At 46.7% G+C, this 22607-nt stretch carries 25 protein-coding genes; 23 read left to right on the forward strand and 2 right to left on the reverse strand.

What is annotated here, in order from left to right; translation table 11 throughout:
* Nucleotides 1-122 precede the first annotated feature (122 nt).
* From der to spoIVA, 7 genes are all read left to right on the forward strand, one after another.
* Entirely contained in the window at nt 123-1445 is a 1323-nt protein-coding gene (gene der / locus ACQW03_RS22270) for a ribosome biogenesis GTPase Der (RefSeq protein ID WP_013310744.1), read from the forward strand.
* 11 nt (nt 1446-1456) lie between these two features.
* Nucleotides 1457-2065: a glycerol-3-phosphate 1-O-acyltransferase PlsY gene (gene plsY, locus ACQW03_RS22275; protein WP_025723065.1), complete on the forward strand. Its 609-nt coding sequence runs from the start codon at nt 1457-1459 to the stop codon at nt 2063-2065.
* Nucleotides 2058-3098 carry an NAD(P)H-dependent glycerol-3-phosphate dehydrogenase gene (locus ACQW03_RS22280; protein ID WP_071641409.1) on the forward strand — a complete coding sequence of 347 codons (1041 nt, stop codon included), beginning with the start codon at nt 2058-2060 and terminating at the stop codon, nt 3096-3098. Before plsY ends, ACQW03_RS22280 begins: the two co-directional genes overlap by 8 nt.
* A gap of 166 nt (nt 3099-3264) precedes the next feature.
* On the forward strand, nt 3265-3540 hold the full coding sequence (locus ACQW03_RS22285) for a stage VI sporulation protein F (protein ID WP_013310741.1): 276 nt from the start codon (nt 3265-3267) through the stop codon (nt 3538-3540).
* A 178-nt stretch (nt 3541-3718) separates the two neighbouring features.
* Nucleotides 3719-4369 (forward strand): hypothetical protein, encoded by a 651-nt coding sequence (locus ACQW03_RS22290; RefSeq protein ID WP_076293028.1) that lies wholly within the window; start codon nt 3719-3721, stop codon nt 4367-4369.
* A gap of 39 nt (nt 4370-4408) precedes the next feature.
* Nucleotides 4409-4759 carry a 2Fe-2S iron-sulfur cluster-binding protein gene (locus tag ACQW03_RS22295; protein WP_104496866.1) on the forward strand — a complete coding sequence of 117 codons (351 nt, stop codon included), beginning with the start codon at nt 4409-4411 and terminating at the stop codon, nt 4757-4759.
* Nucleotides 4760-5179: 420 nt separating this feature from the next.
* Nucleotides 5180-6658 (forward strand): stage IV sporulation protein A, encoded by a 1479-nt coding sequence (spoIVA, locus tag ACQW03_RS22300; protein ID WP_023989182.1) that lies wholly within the window; start codon nt 5180-5182, stop codon nt 6656-6658.
* Between the two features lie 329 nt (nt 6659-6987).
* Here spoIVA and ACQW03_RS22305 read toward each other — a convergent pair whose 3' ends face one another.
* Nucleotides 6988-7899 carry an MmyB family transcriptional regulator gene (locus ACQW03_RS22305; protein ID WP_071641402.1) on the reverse strand — a complete coding sequence of 304 codons (912 nt, stop codon included), beginning with the start codon at nt 7897-7899 and terminating at the stop codon, nt 6988-6990.
* Between the two features lie 131 nt (nt 7900-8030).
* Between ACQW03_RS22305 and ACQW03_RS22310 the strand changes: the two genes are divergently transcribed.
* The 5 genes from ACQW03_RS22310 to ACQW03_RS22330 all read left to right on the forward strand — a co-directional run bounded on the left by ACQW03_RS22310 (nt 8031) and on the right by ACQW03_RS22330 (nt 13499).
* A complete protein-coding gene (locus ACQW03_RS22310) occupies nt 8031-8963 on the forward strand; it encodes a zinc-binding dehydrogenase (RefSeq protein WP_441951778.1) in 933 nt (310 codons plus the stop codon).
* A 333-nt stretch (nt 8964-9296) separates the two neighbouring features.
* Nucleotides 9297-10412: a sugar ABC transporter substrate-binding protein gene (locus ACQW03_RS22315; protein WP_013310735.1), complete on the forward strand. Its 1116-nt coding sequence runs from the start codon at nt 9297-9299 to the stop codon at nt 10410-10412.
* Between the two features lie 66 nt (nt 10413-10478).
* Entirely contained in the window at nt 10479-11996 is a 1518-nt protein-coding gene (locus ACQW03_RS22320) for a sugar ABC transporter ATP-binding protein (RefSeq protein ID WP_441951780.1), read from the forward strand.
* Complete coding sequence (locus tag ACQW03_RS22325) at nt 11993-12979, forward strand: ABC transporter permease (RefSeq protein WP_013310733.1); 987 nt, start codon at nt 11993-11995, stop codon at nt 12977-12979. Before ACQW03_RS22320 ends, ACQW03_RS22325 begins: the two co-directional genes overlap by 4 nt.
* 247 nt (nt 12980-13226) lie before the next feature.
* Nucleotides 13227-13499, forward strand: a complete 273-nt coding sequence (locus ACQW03_RS22330; protein WP_013310732.1) for an HU family DNA-binding protein — start codon at nt 13227-13229, stop codon at nt 13497-13499.
* 71 nt (nt 13500-13570) lie between these two features.
* Here the strand turns inward: ACQW03_RS22330 and ACQW03_RS22335 are convergent, their stop codons facing one another.
* Nucleotides 13571-13864, reverse strand: coding sequence for a hypothetical protein (locus ACQW03_RS22335; RefSeq protein WP_104496870.1), 294 nt, complete (start codon nt 13862-13864; stop codon nt 13571-13573).
* Nucleotides 13865-13901: 37 nt separating this feature from the next.
* On the opposite strand from ACQW03_RS22335, the gene mtrB reads away from it, so the two are divergent.
* From mtrB to aroC, 11 genes are all read left to right on the forward strand, one after another.
* Nucleotides 13902-14132 carry a trp RNA-binding attenuation protein MtrB gene (gene mtrB, locus ACQW03_RS22340; protein WP_013310730.1) on the forward strand — a complete coding sequence of 77 codons (231 nt, stop codon included), beginning with the start codon at nt 13902-13904 and terminating at the stop codon, nt 14130-14132.
* A gap of 98 nt (nt 14133-14230) precedes the next feature.
* The gene (locus tag ACQW03_RS22345) at nt 14231-14782 is read left to right on the forward strand and encodes a hypothetical protein (RefSeq protein WP_023989175.1); all 552 of its coding nucleotides are present in this window, start codon (nt 14231-14233) and stop codon (nt 14780-14782) included.
* A 116-nt stretch (nt 14783-14898) separates the two neighbouring features.
* Nucleotides 14899-15768: a heptaprenyl diphosphate synthase component 1 gene (locus tag ACQW03_RS22350; RefSeq protein ID WP_076293035.1), complete on the forward strand. Its 870-nt coding sequence runs from the start codon at nt 14899-14901 to the stop codon at nt 15766-15768.
* 9 nt (nt 15769-15777) lie between these two features.
* On the forward strand, nt 15778-16506 hold the full coding sequence (locus ACQW03_RS22355; RefSeq protein ID WP_023989173.1) for a demethylmenaquinone methyltransferase: 729 nt from the start codon (nt 15778-15780) through the stop codon (nt 16504-16506).
* Nucleotides 16499-17371 carry a UbiA-like polyprenyltransferase gene (locus ACQW03_RS22360; RefSeq protein ID WP_028540635.1) on the forward strand — a complete coding sequence of 291 codons (873 nt, stop codon included), beginning with the start codon at nt 16499-16501 and terminating at the stop codon, nt 17369-17371. Before ACQW03_RS22355 ends, ACQW03_RS22360 begins: the two co-directional genes overlap by 8 nt.
* Complete coding sequence (locus ACQW03_RS22365; protein WP_441951785.1) at nt 17371-18030, forward strand: UbiX family flavin prenyltransferase; 660 nt, start codon at nt 17371-17373, stop codon at nt 18028-18030. Before ACQW03_RS22360 ends, ACQW03_RS22365 begins: the two co-directional genes overlap by 1 nt.
* Nucleotides 17987-18853, forward strand: coding sequence for a menaquinone biosynthetic enzyme MqnA/MqnD family protein (locus tag ACQW03_RS22370; RefSeq protein WP_104496872.1), 867 nt, complete (start codon nt 17987-17989; stop codon nt 18851-18853). The genes ACQW03_RS22365 and ACQW03_RS22370 overlap by 44 nt, the downstream gene beginning before the upstream one ends.
* On the forward strand, nt 18850-19824 hold the full coding sequence (locus ACQW03_RS22375; RefSeq protein WP_441951787.1) for a polyprenyl synthetase family protein: 975 nt from the start codon (nt 18850-18852) through the stop codon (nt 19822-19824). Before ACQW03_RS22370 ends, ACQW03_RS22375 begins: the two co-directional genes overlap by 4 nt.
* Nucleotides 19825-19934: 110 nt before the next feature.
* The gene (ndk, locus tag ACQW03_RS22380) at nt 19935-20378 is read left to right on the forward strand and encodes a nucleoside-diphosphate kinase (protein WP_039271067.1); all 444 of its coding nucleotides are present in this window, start codon (nt 19935-19937) and stop codon (nt 20376-20378) included.
* Between the two features lie 30 nt (nt 20379-20408).
* Nucleotides 20409-21209, forward strand: a complete 801-nt coding sequence (locus ACQW03_RS22385; RefSeq protein WP_023989169.1) for a CheR family methyltransferase — start codon at nt 20409-20411, stop codon at nt 21207-21209.
* A 228-nt stretch (nt 21210-21437) separates the two neighbouring features.
* Nucleotides 21438-22607: a chorismate synthase gene (gene aroC, locus ACQW03_RS22390; protein WP_028540638.1), complete on the forward strand. Its 1170-nt coding sequence runs from the start codon at nt 21438-21440 to the stop codon at nt 22605-22607.

The following is a 22607-nucleotide window of genomic DNA, read 5'->3' on the forward strand; positions in this document are numbered from 1 at the left end:
AGCATAACGTACACCATCGGCGGACCCAGAGGGTTCGCCGATTGTTGTTACGTGACCATATCGCCAATAGGTATGTTTTTTGCTATGATGATAGCGGAAGAATTGACAGGAGGAGTGAATTTATGGCAAGACCCGTTGTGGCTATCGTTGGTCGTCCGAATGTGGGTAAGTCCACTATTTTTAATCGGATTATCGGGGATCGTTTGTCCATCGTGGAAGATAAACCCGGAATCACTCGTGACCGTATATACGGTATATCGGAGTGGAATGGTAAATCCTTCAGTATTATTGACACCGGCGGCATTGAGATTGATGGTGAAGATGTCATTTTAAAATCCATCCGTATGCAGGCCGAACTTGCAATAGAAGAAGCAGATGTAATTGTATTCATGAGTGATGCGAAAGCAGGAATTACACAGTCAGATGAAGAGGTAGCTCAAATGCTATATCGTTCGGGTAAACCGATCATCGTAGCTGTCAACAAGGTGGACAACCTCAGTCGCGCCGATCTGATTTATGAGTTTTATTCTTATGGATTTGGTGATCCAATCGCTGTTTCTGGTAGTCATGGCACAGGGATAGGCGACCTGCTAGATGCCATTACGTCCAATTTGCCTGAGCTGGAAGAAGATCACTATGATGAAGACGTTATTCGTGTTGCCTTGATCGGCCGCCCGAATGTAGGTAAATCTTCACTGGTTAACGCCATTCTGGGAGAAGAACGGGTTATCGTTAGTGACATTGCAGGCACGACGCGTGATGCAATTGATACACCTTTTGAAAAAGACGGTCAAAAGTATGTACTGATTGATACGGCAGGTATGCGTAAACGTGGTAAGGTATATGAAACGACCGAAAAATATAGTGTAATGCGTGCGATGCGTGCCATTGAGCGTGCAGATGTTGTACTGGTCGTTATTAACGGCGAGGAAGGCATTATTGAGCAGGATAAGCACATTGCTGGCTATGCTTATGAAGCGGGTAAAGCATCGCTGTTTGTCGTTAACAAATGGGATGTCGTGGACAAGGACGATAAAACGATGCACCAGTTTGAAACGAAAATTCGCGATCACTTTCTGTTTATGACATATGCTCCGATTGTGTTCTTGTCTGCAAAAACGAAGCAACGCCTACAAAAGCTGCTTCCTGTTGTACAGCATGTGGCACAGCAGCATGTGTTGCGTATTCAGACACATTTGCTGAATGATGTAATTTCCGATGCGGTTGCCATCAATCCTCCGCCAACAGACAAGGGACGTCGTCTGCGCATTAACTATGTGACCCAGGTTGCTGTTAAGCCGCCTACGATGGTTGTATTCGTAAACGATCCAGAAATAATGCACTTCTCTTATGAGCGTTATCTGGAGAACAAAATTCGCGCCGCCTTCAATTTTGAAGGAACTCCAATTCGTATCTTTACACGGCGCAAGTCTGACGAAAGTTAGGAGCGAATAGGTTGATTTTACAAATCGTTGCCATCGTACTCAGTTACTTGCTTGGCTCTGTCAGCTTTAGTTTGCTGTATGGAAAATTAAAAGGAATCGACATTCGCCAGCATGGAAGCGGCAATGCCGGTGCGACGAATACGCTGCGTGTGCTTGGAAAAGGCCCAGCTATTCTGGTACTGCTGCTGGACGTACTTAAAGGGGTTATTGCAGTGCTAATAGGGCACTGGTTAGGTGGACAATCATCCTGGGTACCGGGTTTGTGCGGCATTGCGGCGATTGCGGGCCATAACTGGCCGGTATATTTTCACTTCCGTGGAGGAAAAGGGATTGCGACTGCTATTGGTGTATTGGCATCGCTTGCCTTACTGCCCGCTCTATATGCCGGAATCATTGCGATACTTGCAATCGTAATGACGCGTTACGTATCCTTGGGATCGCTCATTTTTGTCATTTTGACCCCCTGGATATTACTCGTGCTTGGTTATGCATGGCCGTTATTCTGGACGGCTCTAATCATTTGTCTGTTCGCTGTGTGGAGACACCGTACCAACATAGTCAAGCTGGTACGGGGGAATGAGAATAAGCTTGGCTCCAAAGGAGGAGATCGTCTTGTCTGAGAAAATAGCTGTGCTGGTCGCGGGAAGTTGGGGAACAGCCCTGGCTTCCGTTCTTGCGGCCAATAACAACGATGTCTCTGTCTGGACGAGAAACGAGCAGCAAGCAGCTGAAATCAATGAGAAGCATACGAATGAGCATTATTTACCAGGCTCCATTTTGTCTGATCGCATTTCAGCTACAACTGATATGCAGACTGCGGTGTCTGGTGCTAAAGCAGTGATTATCGTATCTCCTTCGGCTGCTGCTCGTCAGGTAGCACGTAGTCTGAAAGCTTATTTTAGCAAGGATATGCTGGTAGTGCATGCTATTAAAGGTTTTGAAACTGAAACGCTTAAACGTATGTCCACGGTGATCTCGGAAGAACTGGAAGTCGCAGAGGGCGATATTGCCGTGCTGTCTGGTCCGAGTCATGCGGAAGAAGTGGTGAAGAAGTGTCCTACAACGGTCGTTGTAGCTTCCTCCAATGAGAAGGCTGCACAGGCCGCACAGGGGCTGTTCATGAACTCCTATTTCCGCGTCTATACAAACCGTGATTTGCTCGGCGTGGAGCTGTCGGGGGCGCTAAAAAACATTATCGCATTGGGTGCGGGAATGTCAGACGGACTTGGTTTCGGTGATAATGCCAAAGCGGCTTTATTGACCCGTGGATTGGCTGAAATTACCCGTGCCGGAGTTGAGATGGGCGCTAACCCACTAACCTTTGCCGGCCTGGCTGGTATTGGCGATCTAGTGGTCACTGCAACGAGTCGTCACAGTCGCAACTGGCGTGCAGGGTCACTATTGGGACAGGGCCAACAGCTTGATGCTGTGCTGGAATCGATGGGCATGGTCGTAGAAGGTATTCGAACGACAAAAGCGGCATACGCCATCTCTCAAAAATTAGGTGTTCAGATGCCTATTACAGAGGTACTGTATGGAGTACTGTTTGAAGGACGGGACGTCCGTAAGGCCGTTGAGGCGCTGATGGGTCGCGATCCTAAGACCGAGATGGAAGTCATGCCACTTCAAACTTGGGAGCAATGGCATTCTTAAGGGCTCGGATGAGCTTTAATAATATAAAGGCTGTCTCATGGTAGATTTTTTCTATAATGAGATAGCCTTTTTTAGTTAGGCGTTTGGCATGTCTTATGTACGCTTAATCACCTTTTGTCTCCGCCACTCATAGACTGAGTTGAGCAATGGCGGAGGAGGGGAGATTGTGAATAAAAACTTTCCGAAAGATGCATTGAAGGCCATTAACAAAAAAGGCGGCAAAAACATATCCGAAAATGCAGTGAAAAAGCTGGCAGGCACGGTAAAGGCGGACACGCTTCAAAGCGAAGCGCAACTGCGTCAGCTTATCAAGCAGGTGTCTGCGATGGCCAACATTCCGGTGTCGGAAGATACAGTAAGGGATATCGTTGGTGCCGTCAAAAAGAGCGGAATGAATCCTTCCAATATGGAAGCGTTGATGAAAATGATGATGAAAAAATAGACCGCTGGCCGCACGCCGGTTAGTAATATTCACCGTGAACCGGGAAGGTTCGCGGTTTTTTTTATATTTTGGAGCAGCTAACCTCTTTTTCAGTACACAAAATATCGAACTGCCCTGTCGAACATGTTATAATGATGCCCATCAGGAAACGGAAGGAAAGACAGCAAAGGAGGAGACGATGTTGAAGGAGGCAATATCATCAGTGTTAGTAGACAGGCTTCCTCACAATCTGGCAGTTGCGCTGAGTAGCTTGGCTGAGAGCTGGTCAATAGTGTCGGTTCCGTGGATGCTGGGCGGGAGCTGTTCACTACTTGTGCAAGAAGTTGAACTAGATCGCCTGCCTCGGGACATTGATATTTATGCGGATATTCATGCCGCAAAGCAGCTTCATGCGCACCCCCTGGGTATGAGTATAGATCGACAGCAGGTTGACCGTAGCGGCTCTTACGTTTCATTGCTGAGCCACTATGACTTGGAGGGATTTCCAGTCGAGTTGGTGGGAGGATTTGAGGTATTATGTGGCGGAGCGTTATATCGCTTAGAGATCGAGCGACTACTTTGGTCGGCAGGGGTTCAGCTTGAGTTGGGGAGTGCTTCGCTGCGTCTGATGCCGCTCAGTCATGAACTTTTATTCAATATATTACGAAATCGACCCGACCGATATAAAGCGATTGCAGATGTTATGAAGCGCGACCCGCGACGTCATATAATTGTACTGAAGCAGTTACTAGTCAGTAATATTTGGAATGAGGAGCAATTGGACAAGCTTACAGAACTTCTGCCTTGGCCAGAGTTGCACTCCGTCATCCAGATGGGCAATGAAGTATAAGCTGTATGTGTTAGGAGAAAGACGACTGGAGGACCGTTCATGAATGTGCAGATTACGTTCAAACCATCAGGCAGGCGCGTACAGGTCGGTCAGGGTACGTCATTGCTTCAGGCTGCTCGTAAAGTGGGTGTATATATTCCCACTCGTTGTGACGGAAAAGCAGCCTGTCTGATGTGTAAGGTACAAATATCACCGGAATGGGCTGAATTCGCAGGCCAACCCAGTGATGCAGAGCAGCGTAAGCTGGGACCTTTACTGGATGAAGGAATACGCTTATCCTGCCAGGCGCGTGTCCAAGGCGATATGCAGGTAACCGTACCAGAGGATAGGCTCAAGGCGGCTATCAGGCTGCAACTGGAGCGTCAGGCGATGGATGATGAACTGTGGTAATGCCGATTATATCAGGAGAATAAAAAAGGATGGTTTCCGACGACTCTAAACGGTCAGGAGAAACATCCTTTTTTTATTTAGTCTAGCGATGAAGTCATGGCAGAGTCTTGCCCCGCATATATTAGGTGAGTGGACCCAAACGTAAAATATCGTTTCTGCAATGATCGCTGTGTCGTAATCTATTTTTTAAAAAACTAAACATATTTTACGGAGGGGATACATATGATGGTATCAGTCCAAATGCATGTACGAGTTTACGCCGTTTCGCCGATTCCATCAGTCTCCTGAATCTCGGCGGCGGACGACTTCCGGGCATTTTAAAGGCTGTTCTGCCGCATCTGGGATCAAGCAGTTGGTTGAACACGAAGCGGATGCTCTTTAAGCATTTTTCCTTCGGAGACTTTTGAGGAGGGGATTTCATTGGAGAAAGTGGACATTTTTAAAGACATTGCCGAACGCACCGGAGGAGACATTTATCTTGGGGTCGTCGGCGCAGTCCGAACAGGAAAATCAACATTTATCAAGCGGTTTATGGAGACGATTGTTCTGCCAAACATTACAAGTGAGGCGGACCGTGCCCGTGCCGTAGACGAGTTGCCGCAAAGTGCGGCAGGCAAGACGATCATGACGACGGAGCCTAAATTCGTACCGAATAATGCCGTCCAGATCAAAGTAACGGAAGGACTGGACGTGAATGTACGTCTGGTTGACTGTGTAGGATATGCAGTAGAAGGAGCAAAAGGGTACGAGGATGAAAATGGTCCGAGGATGATTTCCACACCATGGTTCGAAGAACCCATTCCTTTTCAGGAAGCGGCGGAGATTGGTACACGCAAGGTTATTCAGGAGCATTCGACGCTCGGTGTGGTAGTCACTACAGACGGCACGATTGCGGAAATCCCGCGCAGCTCTTATGTAGAGTCGGAGGAACGCGTCATTGAGGAGTTGAAGGAAGTTGGCAAGCCATTTGTTCTGGTTATCAACTCCACGCATCCGCGCAGTGATGAAACACTCCAGCTTCGCAGTGAGCTGGCTGCCAAGTACGATATACCAGTTATGACACTCAGCGCGGCGACTATGACTGAAGATGATGTTACAGGCGTACTTCGTGAAGTATTGTATGAATTTCCGGTGCATGAGGTGAATGTAAACCTGCCGAGCTGGGTCATGGTACTGAACGAAGAGCACTGGCTGCGTAGCAATTATGAAAATTCCGTTCGCGATACGGTTAAAGATATTCGACGTCTGCGTGATGTAGATCGAGTGGTCGGCCAGTTTATGGAATATGAATTCATCGACAGGGCCGGATTGAGCGGGATGAATATGGGGCAGGGCGTAGCTGAAATTGATCTGTATGCTCCCGATGAGCTATATGACCAGATTTTGGTCGAAGTCGTCGGGGTAGAGATTCGCGGCAAGGATCATTTGCTGCAAATGATGCAGGATTTTGCCCATGCCAAACGGGAGTACGACCGCTTCGCCGAGGCGCTGGAAATGGTCAAGACAACGGGATATGGCATTGCAGCGCCGTCATTGTCCGAAATGGCACTAGACGATCCGCAGTTGATTCGTCAGGGCACAAGGTTTGGTGTGCGGCTCAAGGCAACAGCACCTTCCATACACATGATCCGTGTCGATGTGGAATCGGAATTTGCTCCGATTATCGGAACAGAGAAGCAAAGTGAGGAGCTTATGCGCTATCTGATGCAGGATTTTGAGAATGACCCAATCAAAATTTGGGAGTCAGACATTTTCGGACGTTCGCTGCATTCTATTGTACGGGAAGGCATTCAGGGTAAAATTGCTATGATGCCGGACAATGCACGCTATAAGCTGCAGGAAACGCTGGGTCGTATCATTAATGAAGGCTCCGGCGGTCTCATTGCTATTATTCTTTAAGGCTAAGCCACACCCCAAAAAATGTATAAGAGAAATACCGTGGAGAGCAATTGGCTCTCTATGAATCGCAAAAACAAAATATTAGACTGACTTCTAAAACCAGACAGGGGTAGCCATGGACGAGAAAATAAAGTCCTAGACTACCTCTGTTTTTATTGAGCTTTTCGTTTCTCCTAGCGGGATTTAGGTTCAAATGTAACAATCCGATTAATGAGTTTCACAACGTGATTACCTTGGTAGTCATCTTCACATTTGGTCTCTTCCAACGTAGCCGAGGCTGATTTAATTTGCAATGAACGATTCTTATAATCGATATAGCAATTGACTGGCTATTTATTAAAAGCGTAGTTCTGGCATTCGGCAGGACACCCCAAATATTCAAATACTCTGCGTGCAGGTTCGTCAATCGGTAAGTACACTTCAATTCCAGGATACATGTGACTGCTTACAGAAAGATGAATTAGCTTGTAGCGAATGGGGACTAAATCGGCCATGGCTCCCATTCTGGCCAAAATGATTTTGGAGTGCTCAACTTCATTTGATGAGTCCTTTGGCTGCATACTCCAATATTTATTAAGATCGTCATATTTTCGAAATTTGTCAATTAACTTTTTATACCAATCGTCGTATCGGGAAAACATGTTATATCTTTTGAAAGCTTGTATCCCATAAATAGCATGAGACTCCCACTGTTCAAACGACTCAGCATCGAAGGTAGAACGGGGACGAATGGAAAAATCAGAGTTAAAATGAAAATCAACTTTATTCAGTTTGCCATTCATAAAAGAATCGGAGGGGACATCAAATAAATGGCGAAACGGCTCATTTAACCCCTTGATATCTAAGGTATGAGTAACGATCATTGCCGGAAATGGCAAGTTACTCATGATCTGCTGTGCTTGCTCCAGCGCCAGTTCCAGAGACCGTCCTTCCAATTCGTAATGGATCGGAAGATAATCAGCGGCGAGGAGAAGATCATTGCGCTCATCTGAAGTGCACTCCAGATACTCAGCAATATGAATCATCGTTTGCCGATCCGGTATTCGACGAGACCGTCCAACCAATAGATTTTTATACGTAGGACATGCCTCATCATTAAGCTCCTGCTGAGTAAATCGTTTCAATAACGGGTGAGATAGCTCAGTATATTCCCGTTGACGTTTCATGCGAACAGCTTCAATCTCTCCCAATACGATTTTTAATGTTTTATATTGGAAGTCCTCGTCCTTGTGCATGGTCATCCTTTTTCAATCCTTTTCATAATGAGGTGTAGTTCTACACTTGGTGCAGATGATTCCCTACAGTATACTACATTGTGAAAAAGGTGAGCTATTTACAAGAGGTTCTCAATGATAATCATGGAGGAGATCGTATGGTTCGTGCAATTGTAACAGATCCGTTTGCTTCAGGATATTTCGCGATAAAGGAAGTTGCCACCCCACAGGCCCAGCCTTGGGAAGCGATCGTTCAAGTACAGGCCTTCTCTCTTAATCGGGGTGAAGTTGTAGATGCAAGGAATAATGGAAAACAGATCAGACCAGGCTGGGATTTTGCTGGGATCGTCATCGAGCAGGCCAAAGATGGCACGGGTCCGAAACAAGGAAGCCGTGTGGTAGGCCTTCTCCCAATGGGAGCATGGGCCGAACAAGTTGCTGCCCCTACTTCATTACTGGCTGAATTTCCCGATGATATTACCTTCGCCCAGGCTGCTACTTTACCGGTAGCCGGTCTGTCAGCGCTCTATACGCTTAGAAAAGGAGGAATGCTGCTCGGTAAGCGAATATTGATAACTGGCTCGACTGGCGGAGTTGGGATTTTTGCACACCAGCTAGCAGCGCAATCAGGAGCTTTTACAGTAGGTGTAGCCAGAACAAAGGAAAAAGCTCTACTTGTTCAAGAGGCTGGTGCTAATGAGGTTATCGTTGGAGATACGGCGATTTCATCGGTTGATATATTTGGACCTTATCATCTAATTTTGGATTCAGTAGGGGGTGATACGCTAGCTGCATTACTACCTCAGCTTGTGCCAGAGGGGATATGTGTATCCATGGGACATTCGTCCTCACCTTACGCAACGATTAATATCAGGGGCTTAGGTGGTAGGACCTTATATAGCTTCTTTCTAGGAGAGGAGATAAATCGCTATCCGCCAGCGGAAGATCTGAAATTACTAGGTGAGCTTGTTTCAAAAGGCCAGTTAGTACCAAGGATCGAAGTGGAGGCATCGTGGAAGGAAATTGGAACTATTGCCCAACAATTGATAGATCGGAAGTTTTCCGGTAAAGCAGTGCTCCAAATAAGTTAGATGGGAGCGCCCTTATATTGAAAATGACAAGGAGATTGTATCTCCAGACTAGTCTCCGCTCATGATGTTCACATTTTAAGCATAAGCAAAAATCGACCCTGTGGCGTACCCTGTCAAGTAGAGAACTAAAAAGATGCCTCTATACAGCAACCGTTCCTCGTTATTCAAACGGGGGCGGTTGTTTAATTTTTTTATGGAATTGTCGTATTTTGTCAGATGTAGTCGGAATTTTTTCTATATTTCATAAAACCTATTTACATACTTGGTTTAACGCGATATATTAAGTATCAAATTTGAATCATTTTGTGGATTGAACGAGGGGGAAATGAAATCATGAATATCCAAAAAGAGCTCCAAAGAAACAAAAAGCTAGGGCTGGGGGCTATCATGCTACTGGTGCTGGTTTTGCTGGTCACTGCATGTGGCGTGCCGAAAACAGAGAGCGGCACTCAAGGGACAAGCACTGCAGGATCGAATACAACAAACGGAAAAACGGACAATTTAAATCTAAAGGGTAAACGGGTTGCGTTGATCATGGAGTTTAACACGGGCACATTTTCGCAACAGTATGTTCAAGGTGTGGAAGAGGAAGTTAAGAAATTCGGCGGTACGCTGACTAAGTTTGTGGCAGATAACGATAAGGCTAAAATGGCTTCTCTGCTTGATAGTGCGATTAACCAGCAGTTTGATGTCATTTTGACTGATCACGGTGATGCATTGCTGGAGACAGGGCTGAAAAAAGCAATTTCCCGCAATATTCCGGTTATCGTGTTCGATGCTGCCGTCAATGTTCCGGGTGCGGTAGTGCTCTCACAGGATGACCAAAGCATGGCTGAGCTGACGCTGGAGCAAATGAAAAAGGATATCGGTGGCAAAGGCAACATTGTGAAAGTATGGGTTGCCGGATTTGCACCGATGGAACGTCGTCAGGTTGCTTATGGTGCATTTTTGAAATCTAATCCGGATATTAAAGAAATTGCGACTTTTGGTTCGGCTCAGAATCCTGCGTTGGATACGCAAGCCAAAATGGAAGCTGTATTAAAGCAATATCCTAAGGGCGAAATTACAGCCGTCTGGGCGGCGTGGGATGAGTTTGCCAAAGGCGCAGCCCGTGCCATCCAACAAGCGGGACGTACGGAAATTAAAGTCTACGGCATTGACATGAGCGACGAGGACTTGCAAATGATCCAGGACCCGAAAAATCCTTGGGTGGCCTCGGCAGCCGTAGATCCAACAGATATCGGGCGCGTACAAGTGCGCTATGCATATCAGAAGCTGCATGGGGATAATCCGGAGGAGAAAGTCGTACTGAAGGCTGTATATGTGCAACGCGAAGCACTGCCAGATAAGCAAATTTCCACATCCGAGCTGTCCCAATATGTGAAGGGATGGGGCCAAAGCGAGCAGGGCTATAAGGATTGGATGAAGGAATATGAAACATCCAAATAAAATGTTTGCATAACGCAAAGGCGCGCTTCGGCGCGCTTTTATCATAAGCAGACGTGAGGGGGCACCATGAGTTCACAAGTATATACATTGGAAATGAAAAAAATCAGCAAACAGTTTGCTGGTGTAGATGCGCTGCGAGCTGTGGATTTTACGGTGCAGGGTGGCGAAATACACGCTCTGCTGGGCGCCAACGGGGCAGGGAAAAGCACATTGATGAAGATTTTGTCCGGTGCGTATCGTTCCGATCAGGGAGCTATCGTAGTTGGTGGCAAGGAACTGAACATTAGTTCACCGTGGGAGGCTAAAAGAGCGGGAATTCACTGTGTGTATCAAGAGGTCGATTCAGCGCTTGTACCTCAGTTAACTGTCGCTGAAAATATTGTAATGGACGATTTGTCTGCACCTGATGGTCGATGGTGGGCTGCACCGGGTTCTATGCGAAGACGAGCGCGTGAGGCATTAGCACGTCTGGAGGTAGATATTGACGTACGACGATATGTGTCTGAATTGACGTTGGCAGAAAAACAGCTTGTGCTTATCGCACGCATTTTGACACAGCAAGCAAATACCATCATTTTTGATGAGCCTACGGCGCCGCTCAGCGAGGAAGAAACGCGACGTTTGTTCCGCACAATCCATACACTCAAGGATGAGGGAGTTGCATGTATCCTCATCACACACCGATTGCCGGAGGTTATCGAACACAGTGACCATGTTACGGTGATGCGTGATGGTGAGCGCGTGTTCACGGGGTCTGCCTCTGATTTAAGTGTAGGAGACATCGTTACGCATATGCTTGGGAAAACATTTGAAGAGGAGTTCCCAAAAACAGAGGTACCGATTGGTGAAACGGTATTGGAAGCAAAAGGGCTTCACAAAGGATTACGAGTGCACGGCGTTGATTTACAAGTCCGATGTGGTGAAATTCTCTCTATTGTGGGTTTGGTTGGTGCAGGCAAGACAGAACTGTCACGACTTCTTACAGGAGCAGACAAGCCGGATAAGGGAGAGCTGACCTTTAAAGGTCGCTCCATTCGATTGAGAGAGCCAGCGGACGCGGTAGCTCAAGGAATTGTGTCCATACCCGAGGAGCGGCGTAAGCAGGGGGTGTTGATTGAGGAGAGTGTGGAAAGAAATCTCAGCCTTCCGCTTTTGGGCAAGCTGAGTGTCCTTGGTTTCATTAGTCGGCATAAAGAACGAAATAACGGTAATGGGATTGTCGCCTCTCTCGGTATTAAGACGCCATCGCTCCGCCAGAATGTTAAATATTTAAGTGGTGGGAATCAGCAAAAAGTTGCGATTGGGAAATGGTTGCATTCTGGAGCGGATGTATTTGTTTTTGACGAGCCAACCAAGGGTGTAGATATAGGGGCAAAAAGTGATATTTTCCGTATCATTGGCGAGTTGGCGGAACAAGGAAAAGCGATCATTTATCTAACCTGTGAATTTGCTGAAGGGATTGGCATTGGTGATCGGATTGCAGTGATGTATGATGGCAAAATTATAAAGGAATTTGCGCGGGGCGAAGCGGAACAGGAACAGCTTCTGTTGTATGCCAGCGGCGCTGAAGAGGTGCATTCATGAAGGAAAAATGGTTAAACGTCTCATTTCGTTACGGTGCCGTAGTTGTCATTATAGGTGTGTTGGCGTTTTTTTCATCTACATTACCTTATTTCTGGACGTATGATAATTTAATGGACATTCTTGGCTCAATTGCCATTGTGACTTTCGTTGCCATTGGTGTGACGTTGTCACTTATTGTGGACGGTTTTGACCTGTCGGTGGGAGCTACAGTATCTTTGACAACGGTCGTTTCAGCTTCTTTGATGGTCTGGTATGAGCAGCCTGTTGCGGTGGTCATTATTGTGTCTCTGGTTGTCGGTGCTTTGGTAGGACTGTTGAATTCATTACTGATCATTAAACTGCGTATTCCTGATTTGCTCGCGACCCTTGCAATCATGTATATTGTAAGCGGGATTCACAAAACGTACGCCCAAGGCTATACCATATACAATCATATGCAGTTTCCCGATGGCAGCAAGGCGCCGGGGGAGATATCTCCTGCATTTCTTTTGCTGGGGCAAGGTAAATGGTTGGGTATCCCGATTTCAGTTATTTTACTGTTGCTGGCAGTGGCAGCGGTGCATGTCTTCTTGACCTATACAAAGCATGGGCGTCAAATGTATGTAACGGGTGGAAATGAGGAAGCTGCTCGTCTGTCGGGCATACGGGTAAAAAAAGTCCGTACTCTAGCCTATGTTGCTTCAGGGGTATTTGCGGCGATTGCCGGTATTTTGTATGCCTCGCGAGTAGGCTCAGGCCAAATTGACGCGGGGTCCCCCTTGCTCATGGAGGCGGTAGCTGCAGTATTCGTCGGTTTTTCGGTCTTTGGTGCTGGTAAACCCAATGTCATTGGTACATTTATTGGTGCGGTTTTGATCGGCGTGTTGGTTAATGGACTAACGATGATGAATGTGCAATATTTTGCCCATGATATTGTCAAGGGAGTAGTGCTGGTGCTTGCGCTGGCCGTTACTTTTTACGTGTTAAACCGTCGTCGTACTTGAAATTGTCTGTGGACTGTATTACTATAAACCTTGTTCCACGCAAGAAGGGTGCCATAAAACGCCAGTTTCGGCCTATATTGCGGAGGTTAGGTATATTCTATGTATATTTAACGACGAAACGGAAACAGATGATAACATTATGGAAGGCAGTACGCCGCCCGGGTTATTTTATACAGGCGACCTCATATCGGTCATTAACACCGATAACCTTAATGCTGGACTACACTTGAATTGGGAGGTGAATATTATGAATAAAACGGATTTGATCAATCAGGTTTCTGAAAGCACTGAATTGTCCAAAAAGGACGTAACCAAAGCAATCGATGCAGTATTTGAGGCGATCTCTGGAGCGCTGCAAAGCGGAGATAAGGTGCAACTGGTAGGTTTCGGGAACTTTGAGGTTCGTGAACGTTCCGCACGTAAAGGACGTAACCCGCAAACAGGAGAAGAAATCGAAATCCCTGCGAGCAAAATTCCGGCATTTAAACCGGGTAAAGCGCTCAAAGACGGAATTAAATAAGATTTCTTACATATTCCCAATGCGCTGAAAAGACCGTGAATTTGATTCACGGCCTTTTCTTTTTGTCCTGTTTACTTCGTGGTAGAGGTGCTATGGACTGAAGAAGAGGAAGCTGTTCTGCCGTTTCGCGAGGCATAAGCGATCAGCACTAGGGGTTCACCTGTTAGCTCGGCAAATTCATGCTCCAGCTGTTGAAGTCGTTCGATTTGGGCAGGACTGAGATTGGCGGGAAGATAGTTTTTCATCAGATCCGTTCCTTTCTTTAATAGATGGGACTGCACAGATAGTATGGCTCGGGACACGCTAATTGTTGCAGGTAGCGAAGGAAGCATGTAGTTGACAAAACAAGCTTGAATCTCCATCATAAAAAGTATAGCTTCGGCTCTCAGGGAGGAAAAGGACATGGAAGATAACGTGACGGGTAGCAGTGAGTACGTCGTAATTAAAGCGAAAAGCAACGGATGTCAGGTTTTTGGTCTGACCAGAGGTCAGGATACACGCTTGCATCATTCAGAAAAATTGGACAAGGGCGAGGTGCTGATCGTCCAATTTACGGATCATACTTCTGCTATTAAAATTCGCGGCAAAGCCGTTGTGATGACTAAGCACGGGGTAGTAGATACGGAGGATTAAAATGCAGGCATAGCCTGCTTTTTTTTGTTGTAGAATGAGAGTGAGGACCTTTACCGTAGCAAACCCACATTATGAGGTAGAGGTCAGGGGAGGCTCTGATGAAACCTTGGATTGTATTCGGTGGCTCCATTCTCATAACCATCGCAGCAGCTGTGTTGCTGCCGTCCTTACAGGTGCTGGACTCAGGAACCGCAGCAGTTCGCGAGACACAGGCGACGATTTCGCCTCAGCAACGGGTGCTGCTGTCGGATGACAATCTGGTGGATACGCTGAACGAGCTACCGTTGACCACACCGATTGCAAGCGCAAGCTGGGAACATTCAGTCCTGACCCTGGATGTCAAGCTGTCCAAGGAAGAAACTGCCCCACTAGAGATTTATCAAAACATGGCGGAGCTTGCCGCCTTTAGCTTTTACGGAACGACGAATGTACGGCAATTGCTGCTTCGGGTGGTGACGCAGGACGAATGGTCAGGAGAACGTCATTTGCTGCTTGCATCCGATATACGTCGGAACGAGTGGACGAACGAGGCATTGGAACAGCTGAGAAGCCGGGAAGGCGCGGAATTGCCAGAGGATTTGAAATCCCGTTTCCGCATTACAGTAACGCCCATGTGGCAAAACAGGTTTAACGGTGTATATACAGATTAGATGTTTCTGCCGGTGGACCTACAGTACTTTAGTCGCGAATCATTTTAAATTGTGATATAATATAAGGCATTGCAATTATTTGAGTATAGCAGAAAGTCATGTCTCGGAGGCTTAGGATGAAACCGTATCGCGTACCCCAATTAGCAAGGAAATATGTGGAATACGACATGATTCAACAACATACGGAAATGCCGGCTTTTCCTGACAGCCGTACCCGTTTGATGTTTGTGTTTTTGAACCGGAATGCGCAGGAGCTGCATGCCAGTGAGGACGAACTGTACGCATTGGTAACCTCACTTGTGCAGATGGGGCTGGATACGCATGATATGATTGATACTTTATCCGGTATACGGAGCCCGGAGGAGATGCGTTCCAGACAGCTGAAAGTGTTAGCTGGGGACTATTTTAGCAGTCGTTTTTATCAGCTGCTTGCACTGGCAGGCCGCATCACGGCCATTTCGAAGCTGAGTGATGCTGTATGTGAAGTGAACGCAGGGAAAATGAGTCTGTACTGGGGGATGAAGCAATTCCGATTGGATGCAACTCAGTATTTAACTCAGATGGTTCGTTTCAAAAAGGAGCTTTTTTTATCATTCACTTCACTTGTAGCAGAACAGGATCAGGAAATTTGGAAGCAGCTTCTCAACAAATTTGCCCTCTGTGACACCTTGGTGGAGGAATGGGGCAAGCGGACAGAACCAGACAAGTCCCGTTTCGGATATATGTTCTGGCATATTTATGGTAACGGGGATCGGAACGAGCAGGCATTGCTTTCAGAGAGTGGTACTGACACTGAAGCATGGCGTAAGCTTGTTATGAAATACAAAGCCGAGGATGCGATACTGGACAAGCTTCGCACGGCTGTTACACACATCCGGCAGATCCTGTCAGATGATCAAAATACGGGGATCGAGGAATTTGAACGCATGCTTGAGCCTTTCCTGAAGCTGCTAAATAGTCCGCACCCAGTTGTGAGGGAAGGTTAGGTGAACGTGATGGGATCAAGCGACACCAAGCCGAAAGAGCAATTCGTTCATGGCGTGTTTGAAAGCATAGCAGGTAAATACGATTTGATGAACGATATACTGAGCTTTCGCAGACATAAGGCTTGGCGGAAATTTACTATGAAAAAAATGAACATGCATCGCGGCGATACGGCAATTGATCTTTGCTGTGGTACATGTGACTGGACGCTTGCGATGGCGCGAGCAAGTGAAAGTGGTCACATCGTAGGACTCGATTTTAGTCAGAACATGCTCAATGTTGGCGAGCGTAAGATTACATCAGAATCCCGTGAAAAGCAAATTAAGCTTGTTCAGGGCAACGCGATGGAACTACCTTTTGAAGATAATTCATTTGATTATGCGACGATTGGTTTCGGTCTGCGCAACGTGCCTGATCTGCGCCACGTGTTACAGGAGATGCAACGAGTCGTCAAACCTGGCGGGCAGGTCGTATGTCTGGAATTGTCCAAACCTACTTGGCAGCCGTTCAAGGGAATTTACTACACATATTTTCAACACATCTTGCCCATGCTCGGCAAATTGTTCGCCAAACGTTATGAGCAGTATAAATGGCTCCCTGATTCGTTGGCGCTTTTTCCAGGAAGGGATGAGTTGGCTGGCATCTTCCGTGAAGTCGGATTGAAGGATGTTCAGGCTCATTCTCTCACCGGAGGCATTGCGGCATTGCACATTGGAATCAAGGAGAGTCAGCATGTTTAAGAAAATTGCTATTTTTTTGGAAATGATTAAAATTGAACATACGTTATTTGCGCTCCCATTTGCATTCATGGGGGCTGTATTGGGGTCTGTTATCGTGACAGGCAACCTTCCCTCCTGGCCGCAGATCGGCTGGATCCTGCTAGCTATGGTTGGCGCACGTAGCGCGGCTTTTGGCTTCAATCGAATGATTGACCGGGTGATTGACGGGAAAAATCCGCGCACAGCAGGACGCGCTATCCCGGCGGGGTTGCTCAAATCGAGCGAAGTGGTGATTTTCATTATCGTCAGTTTGGTGTTGTTATTCTGGGCATCATTCAAGTTAAGTCCGCTGGCGTTCAAGCTGTTCCCGCTGGCCTTTTTTATGCTCGTTTTTTATTCTTACACCAAGCGTTTCACTTGGCTTTGCCATATTGTACTTGGTCTGACCATTGGTTTGGCGCCACTCGGCGCGTGGGTTGCAGTAACGGGACAAATAGATTTGACCGCTATCGTACTATATCTCACGATTGCATTTTGGACGGCGGGATTTGATGTAATTTATGCTTGTCAGGATATAGATTTTGACCAAAACGAAGGAGTTTATTCTATTCCTGCCCGTTTTGGTGTAGCAGGTGCGTTGAACATCGCTCGGGCATTCCACGTCATTACGGCAATCGGATTTATTGTACTGTTCTTTATTGCAGATTTAAGCTGGTGGTATCTGGCGGGCATGATTATTTCGTACATTATTTTATTTTATGAACACTATATCGTATCTCCAAAAGATTTGAGTCGCTTGCAGACGGCATTCTTTACTATGAACGGTGTACTTAGCACTGTCGTGTTTGCCTTTACACTGATTGATTTGGTGGTGCGTCAATACTAATGAATAATCAGGTGAGCGGACATCAAGGCAAACGAATCGTTATTGGCATTACAGGCGCGAGCGGAAGCATTTATGGTGTGCGACTGGTAGAGACTCTGCTGGACTTGCAATACACAGTTCACCTGATCGTTTCCAATGCTGGCTGGCGGGTTTTGAAAGAGGAGTTGGGCTGGAATGTGACTGACCGGGAAGGGGCTTTGAATGAACAATTCGGAGGCCGTCCCGGTTCTCTTGTATACCATCAATTCACAGATATTGGAGCTTCGATTGCGAGCGGCTCTTATTTGGTGGATGCGATGATTATTATGCCATGCTCGATGGGGACGTTGTCAGCAGTAGCACACGGTTCGTCCGATAACCTCATGGCGAGGGCAGCGGACGTGATGATGAAGGAAGGTCGTCCGCTGATCCTTGTGCCTCGTGAAACGCCTCTACATGCCATTCATTTGGAAAACATGCTTAAGCTTGCGAGACTCGGCGTCAAAATGATTCCGGCTATGCCGGCTTTTTACTTTCATCCGAAGACGCTGGATGATATTGTGCTGTTCCTCGTAGGCAAAGTATTGGACAGCTTGCGTATAGAACATCAACTGTTTACGAGATGGGGGGATTCCGATGCCGACACCGGACACCAAGACAATCACAATCGGAAAAATTAAATATACGAACGCTTGGCCTATTTTTCATTATTTTAATCCTTCTAAGCTTCTCCATTCGGCGGAGATGGTTTCTAAAGTTCCGGCTGAATTGAATCGAGGTATGCTGAATGGGAGTTTGGATATCAGTGCGATGTCCTCCTTTGCGTATGCATCGGGTGCTGAGGAAATGCTATTGTTGCCGGATTTATCCGTCAGTGCAGATGGTCCTGTGCAATCCATTTTGCTATTTTCACGCAAGCCGCTGGACGAAATCAAAAACGGAACCATTGCACTAACGAATACGTCTGCTACATCCGTGAATTTGTTGAAAATTTTGATGCAAAAGGCATGGGAAGGTCAGCCTTCCTATTTTGACTGTGAACCGGATCTTGACTTGATGCTGGAACTGGCAGATGCAGGGCTGCTGATTGGAGATCACGCGATTAAGGCATCTTGGCGAAGCGAAGGTCTGTATGTTACGGACCTCGGAGAAGAGTGGAAGCGCTGGACAGGCTACAGTATGACTTTTGCTGTATGGGCAGTACGACGTGCTGTTGCTGCTCAAAATCCCGCGGCGGTGGCTGAAATTGCAAGTGCGTTCCGCGCAAGCAAGCAGCTTAGTCTGTCGGACCTGACGCCTGTTATTTCTGAAGCATGCGAGGAAATTGGAGGTCTGCGAGATTATTGGGAGCGCTACTTTACTAATCTGTGTTATGATTTTGGAGAGAAGCAACAACAAGGTTTAGAGCTTTATTTTCAGTATGCGCATGAACTGGGGCTGCTTGACCGACAAGTGAAGCCGCTTCTCTGGAGTGACAATACGCTGACACGGGTGAAAGAATGAAACGATTGGATTTGTTCGGTTTATTAAAGAAGGATATGAACTTTATAGAAGAAGAGTTGTATCGCAGTATCGACAGTTCGGAGCCGCTGATTAACGATACGTCGCTTCATCTGCTTAAAGCAGGGGGCAAGCGTTTGCGTCCCGTATTTGTATTGCTGGGAGGCAAGTTTGGAGAATATGATCTGGACAAGCTCAAGCGTATAGCGGTACCTCTGGAACTGATTCATTCTGCCTCTCTCGTTCACGACGATGTGATTGACGATGCGGAAATGAGACGCGGTCAACCCACCGTGAAGTCCAAATGGGACAATCGGGTGGCTATGTACACCGGAGACTACATATATGCACGTGCGCTGTCTATTGCTGCTGGACTGCCGAATCCCGACATTCACCGGGTACTGTCTAAAGCGCTGGTGCAGATGTCCATTGGTGAAATGGAACAAATTCGTGATTTTTTTAATGTGGATCAGAGTGTGCGTAATTATTTACTTCGCATACGGCGCAAAACGGCATTGTTGATTGCGGTTAGTTGCCAGCTGGGAGCTATGGCTGCAGGGGCACGAGAAAGTGTCAATTCCCTGCTGTATAGCTACGGTTATAACGTAGGTATGGCTTTTCAAATTCAGGATGATCTGCTTGATCTTTGTGGCACGGAAAAAAAGATTGGCAAGCCGCCGGGCAGCGATATGAGACAGGGGAATATTACGCTTCCGGTGATTTATGCGCTTGAACAGCCTGAGTTGCGTGCCGATCTACTGGCTGAAATCCGCCGCATTCAGGATGGAGATGGGCAAGGAGACGCACGCAAAGCGGTGGATATGATCAAAAAAAGTGAAGGAATCGCTAAAGCTGAAATTCTCGCCGACCGATATATTAATAAAGCGCTAAACGCGCTGGACTTACTACCAGATGTCAAAACAAAAAAGACGCTACGCGATATTGCTCATTTTGTAACACGCCGCTCCTACTAAAGTTGTGTTTTGGGTTTGCTGTGACAAAATGCTTTAACCGGTTCCAAGCTTTCTGTTACAATACAGTTTAGTACTGTATAAATACATTAGATTGGATTGGGAGTGAGCCGATGGATCGTACTTTTTTGATGGTTAAACCGGATGGTGTACAACGTGGATTGATTGGACGCATTATCAGTCGACTGGAAGACAAAGGCTTCAAAATGGCGGCTGGCAAGCTTGTGCAAGTGTCTAGAGAACAGGCAGAACGGCATTATGCGGAGCATGTGGGCAAGCCCTTTTTTGAAGAGCTTGTAGGTTTTATCACATCAGGCCCTGTGTTTGCTATGGTATGGGAAGGGGATAACATCGTTACGCTTTCCCGCTTGTTGATTGGTAAAACACAAGTAACTGAAGCTCTTCCGGGCACAATTCGTGGAGACTTTGCAGCACATACACCGTTTAACCTCATTCATGGTTCAGATTCACCGGAGAGCGCAGAGCGCGAGATTGCAAATTTTTTCATGCCGGAAGAATCCGTTCGGTATGAAAAAAGTGTGGCGACCTGGATGTAAGTTAAATTACGTATGAAGAAGGATGGTAGCATGACAGATATGGAACTGGGTCAGACGGACCCCGATTACACAGCGTTTATCCGCAAAATCAAGGACAGCACAGGTATTGATCTTGCACAATACAAAGAAGCACAGATGAAAAGGCGGTTAACTACGCTTCGCAACAAAAACGGGTTTCCCAGTTTTGTTTCTTTTTATGATGCCATGATGAAGGAAAAACCTCTATTCTATGAATTTCTAGATCGGATGACGATCAATGTTTCGGAATTTTGGCGAAATCCCAATCGGTGGGAAGTACTACGGGATACAATCTTGCCACAACTGCTTGTGGGGAAGCAGAAGCTTAAGCTGTGGAGTGCGGCCTGCTCGACTGGTGAAGAGCCTTATAGCCTGGCTATGGTTCTCGACGGTAAAGGGATTTTGGGGAATTGTTCCATTACAGCTTCCGACATTGATGACGGTGCATTGGCAAAAGCCAAGGAAGGCAAATATTTGGAGCGTTCGCTCAAGGATGTACCTGAGCAGGTAGCTAGTAAATATTTTAAGCCGGATGGTGCGATGTATCGAATTGATGACCGTTTGAAACAAGCCGTGAAATTTCAAAAGCAAAACTTGCTGCTGGATCGGTTTGAGGATGGTTATGATCTCATTATCTGTCGAAATGTAATGATTTATTTTACAGAAGAGGCCAAACATACGTTGTATCAAAAGTTTGCAGCCAGTCTTCGTCCCGGCGGTGTGTTATTTGTCGGTAGTACAGAGCAAATCTTTTCTCCTAACCAATATGGTCTGGAATCGACGGAAACCTTTTTTTATCGCAAAAAAGCATAAGCTTGCACATATTATCCAAAGTTTTGTAGGAACTTATTTATATCCTTGAGTAATTGATGGTTGCTTATCAGCAAAGCACGTCCTTTAGCCCCTTTGGCTAAGAGGCGTGTTTTTGTTTATCTGCATACACGTGGCTTTTCTTGTCAAAGAAAGGTGCGTATACTATAATGAAGCACAGTTAAAGATTTTAGCGATGCACAGTTTAACAGTTTAAAGGGGGAACGCGTCATGAGTTTACGTTATTTAACCGCGGGGGAAACGCATGGTCCCCAGCTAACTGCTATTGTAGAGGGTATGCCGAGCAATTTAAAATTGGATTTTGAGGAATTGAATTTTCAGCTGCACCGTCGTCAGAAAGGGTATGGACGGGGTCGGCGTATGCAGATTGAAAAAGATACGGCGAAGATTGCCGGAGGCGTACGTCACGGTTATACCACAGGTGCACCGATTGCGCTGGTTGTGGAAAATAACGATTGGAAGCACTGGCAGAACATTATGAATATTGAGCCTATTGAAGGCAGTGATGAAGACAAGCGTCGGGTTCACCGGCCACGTCCGGGTCATGCAGATTTGAATGGCGGAATGAAATACAACCTGAAGGACCTTCGTAACGTGCTGGAGCGCTCCAGTGCACGTGAAACAGCAATTCGTGTGGCATGCGGCGGTTTGGCCCGTCAATTGCTGGCTGAGTTCGGAATCAAGGTGGCAGGTCAGGTCATCCGTATTGGGGAAATCGAAGCTCCTTACCGTGATTTGCCGATTGATGAGCTGATTGCCGTGACAGAAGCCTCCTCGGTGAGAGTAACCGATCCAGAAACCGAAAAGAAAATGGAAGCATACATTGATCTGATCAAGCAAGAAGGTGATTCAGTCGGTGGGGTAGTGGAATGTATTGTAGAAGGTGTTCCGATTGGTCTGGGCAGTCATGTACAGTATGATCGGAAACTGGATGCACGTATCGCACAAGGCGTCATGTCGATTAATGCATTTAAAGGCGTGGAAATTGGCATCGGCTTTGAAGCAGGGGAATTGCGCGGTTCACAGGTGCATGATGAGATTCTATATGATGAGGAACGTGGATATCACCGTCGTACCAATCGTTTGGGTGGTTTTGAGGGTGGTATGACGAATGGAATGCCAGTTGTGGTTCGTGGCGTAATGAAGCCGATTCCCACACTCTACAAGCCGTTGCAAAGCGTCGACATTGATACAAAGGAAGCGTTCACCGCACAGGTTGAGCGTTCGGATGCATGTGCAGTGCCAGCGGCAAGCGTAGTTATGGAGCATGTCGTAGCTTGGGAGATTGCGAAAGCTTTGCTAGAAAAATTCGGTGGGGATTCGATTGAAGAGATTCGCGCGAATATTGCATCCTACGAAGAACAACTGGGGCGGTACTAA

Source organism: Paenibacillus sp. DRB1-1 (assembly GCF_052119485.1).
Classification (GTDB): Bacteria; Bacillota; Bacilli; order Paenibacillales; family Paenibacillaceae; genus Paenibacillus; species Paenibacillus polymyxa_B.

Coding starts and splice junctions, on each gene's coding strand:
- ACQW03_RS22385 (WP_023989169.1), top strand. CDS start 20,409: ATGACAGATATGGAACTGGGTCAGACGGACCCCGATTACACAGCGTTT.
- ndk (WP_039271067.1), top strand. CDS start 19,935: ATGGATCGTACTTTTTTGATGGTTAAACCGGATGGTGTACAACGTGGA.
- aroC (WP_028540638.1), top strand. CDS start 21,438: ATGAGTTTACGTTATTTAACCGCGGGGGAAACGCATGGTCCCCAGCTA.
- der (WP_013310744.1), top strand. CDS start 123: ATGGCAAGACCCGTTGTGGCTATCGTTGGTCGTCCGAATGTGGGTAAG.
- mtrB (WP_013310730.1), top strand. CDS start 13,902: ATGGAAGATAACGTGACGGGTAGCAGTGAGTACGTCGTAATTAAAGCG.
- ACQW03_RS22375 (WP_441951787.1), top strand. CDS start 18,850: ATGAAACGATTGGATTTGTTCGGTTTATTAAAGAAGGATATGAACTTT.
- ACQW03_RS22365 (WP_441951785.1), top strand. CDS start 17,371: ATGAATAATCAGGTGAGCGGACATCAAGGCAAACGAATCGTTATTGGC.
- ACQW03_RS22360 (WP_028540635.1), top strand. CDS start 16,499: ATGTTTAAGAAAATTGCTATTTTTTTGGAAATGATTAAAATTGAACAT.
- ACQW03_RS22290 (WP_076293028.1), top strand. CDS start 3,719: ATGTTGAAGGAGGCAATATCATCAGTGTTAGTAGACAGGCTTCCTCAC.
- ACQW03_RS22295 (WP_104496866.1), top strand. CDS start 4,409: ATGAATGTGCAGATTACGTTCAAACCATCAGGCAGGCGCGTACAGGTC.
- ACQW03_RS22325 (WP_013310733.1), top strand. CDS start 11,993: ATGAAGGAAAAATGGTTAAACGTCTCATTTCGTTACGGTGCCGTAGTT.
- ACQW03_RS22320 (WP_441951780.1), top strand. CDS start 10,479: ATGAGTTCACAAGTATATACATTGGAAATGAAAAAAATCAGCAAACAG.
- ACQW03_RS22330 (WP_013310732.1), top strand. CDS start 13,227: ATGAATAAAACGGATTTGATCAATCAGGTTTCTGAAAGCACTGAATTG.
- ACQW03_RS22350 (WP_076293035.1), top strand. CDS start 14,899: ATGAAACCGTATCGCGTACCCCAATTAGCAAGGAAATATGTGGAATAC.
- ACQW03_RS22315 (WP_013310735.1), top strand. CDS start 9,297: ATGAATATCCAAAAAGAGCTCCAAAGAAACAAAAAGCTAGGGCTGGGG.
- ACQW03_RS22310 (WP_441951778.1), top strand. CDS start 8,031: ATGGTTCGTGCAATTGTAACAGATCCGTTTGCTTCAGGATATTTCGCG.
- ACQW03_RS22370 (WP_104496872.1), top strand. CDS start 17,987: ATGCCGACACCGGACACCAAGACAATCACAATCGGAAAAATTAAATAT.
- ACQW03_RS22305 (WP_071641402.1), bottom strand. CDS start 7,899: ATGACCATGCACAAGGACGAGGACTTCCAATATAAAACATTAAAAATC.
- ACQW03_RS22335 (WP_104496870.1), bottom strand. CDS start 13,864: ATGATGGAGATTCAAGCTTGTTTTGTCAACTACATGCTTCCTTCGCTA.
- ACQW03_RS22355 (WP_023989173.1), top strand. CDS start 15,778: ATGGGATCAAGCGACACCAAGCCGAAAGAGCAATTCGTTCATGGCGTG.
- ACQW03_RS22345 (WP_023989175.1), top strand. CDS start 14,231: ATGAAACCTTGGATTGTATTCGGTGGCTCCATTCTCATAACCATCGCA.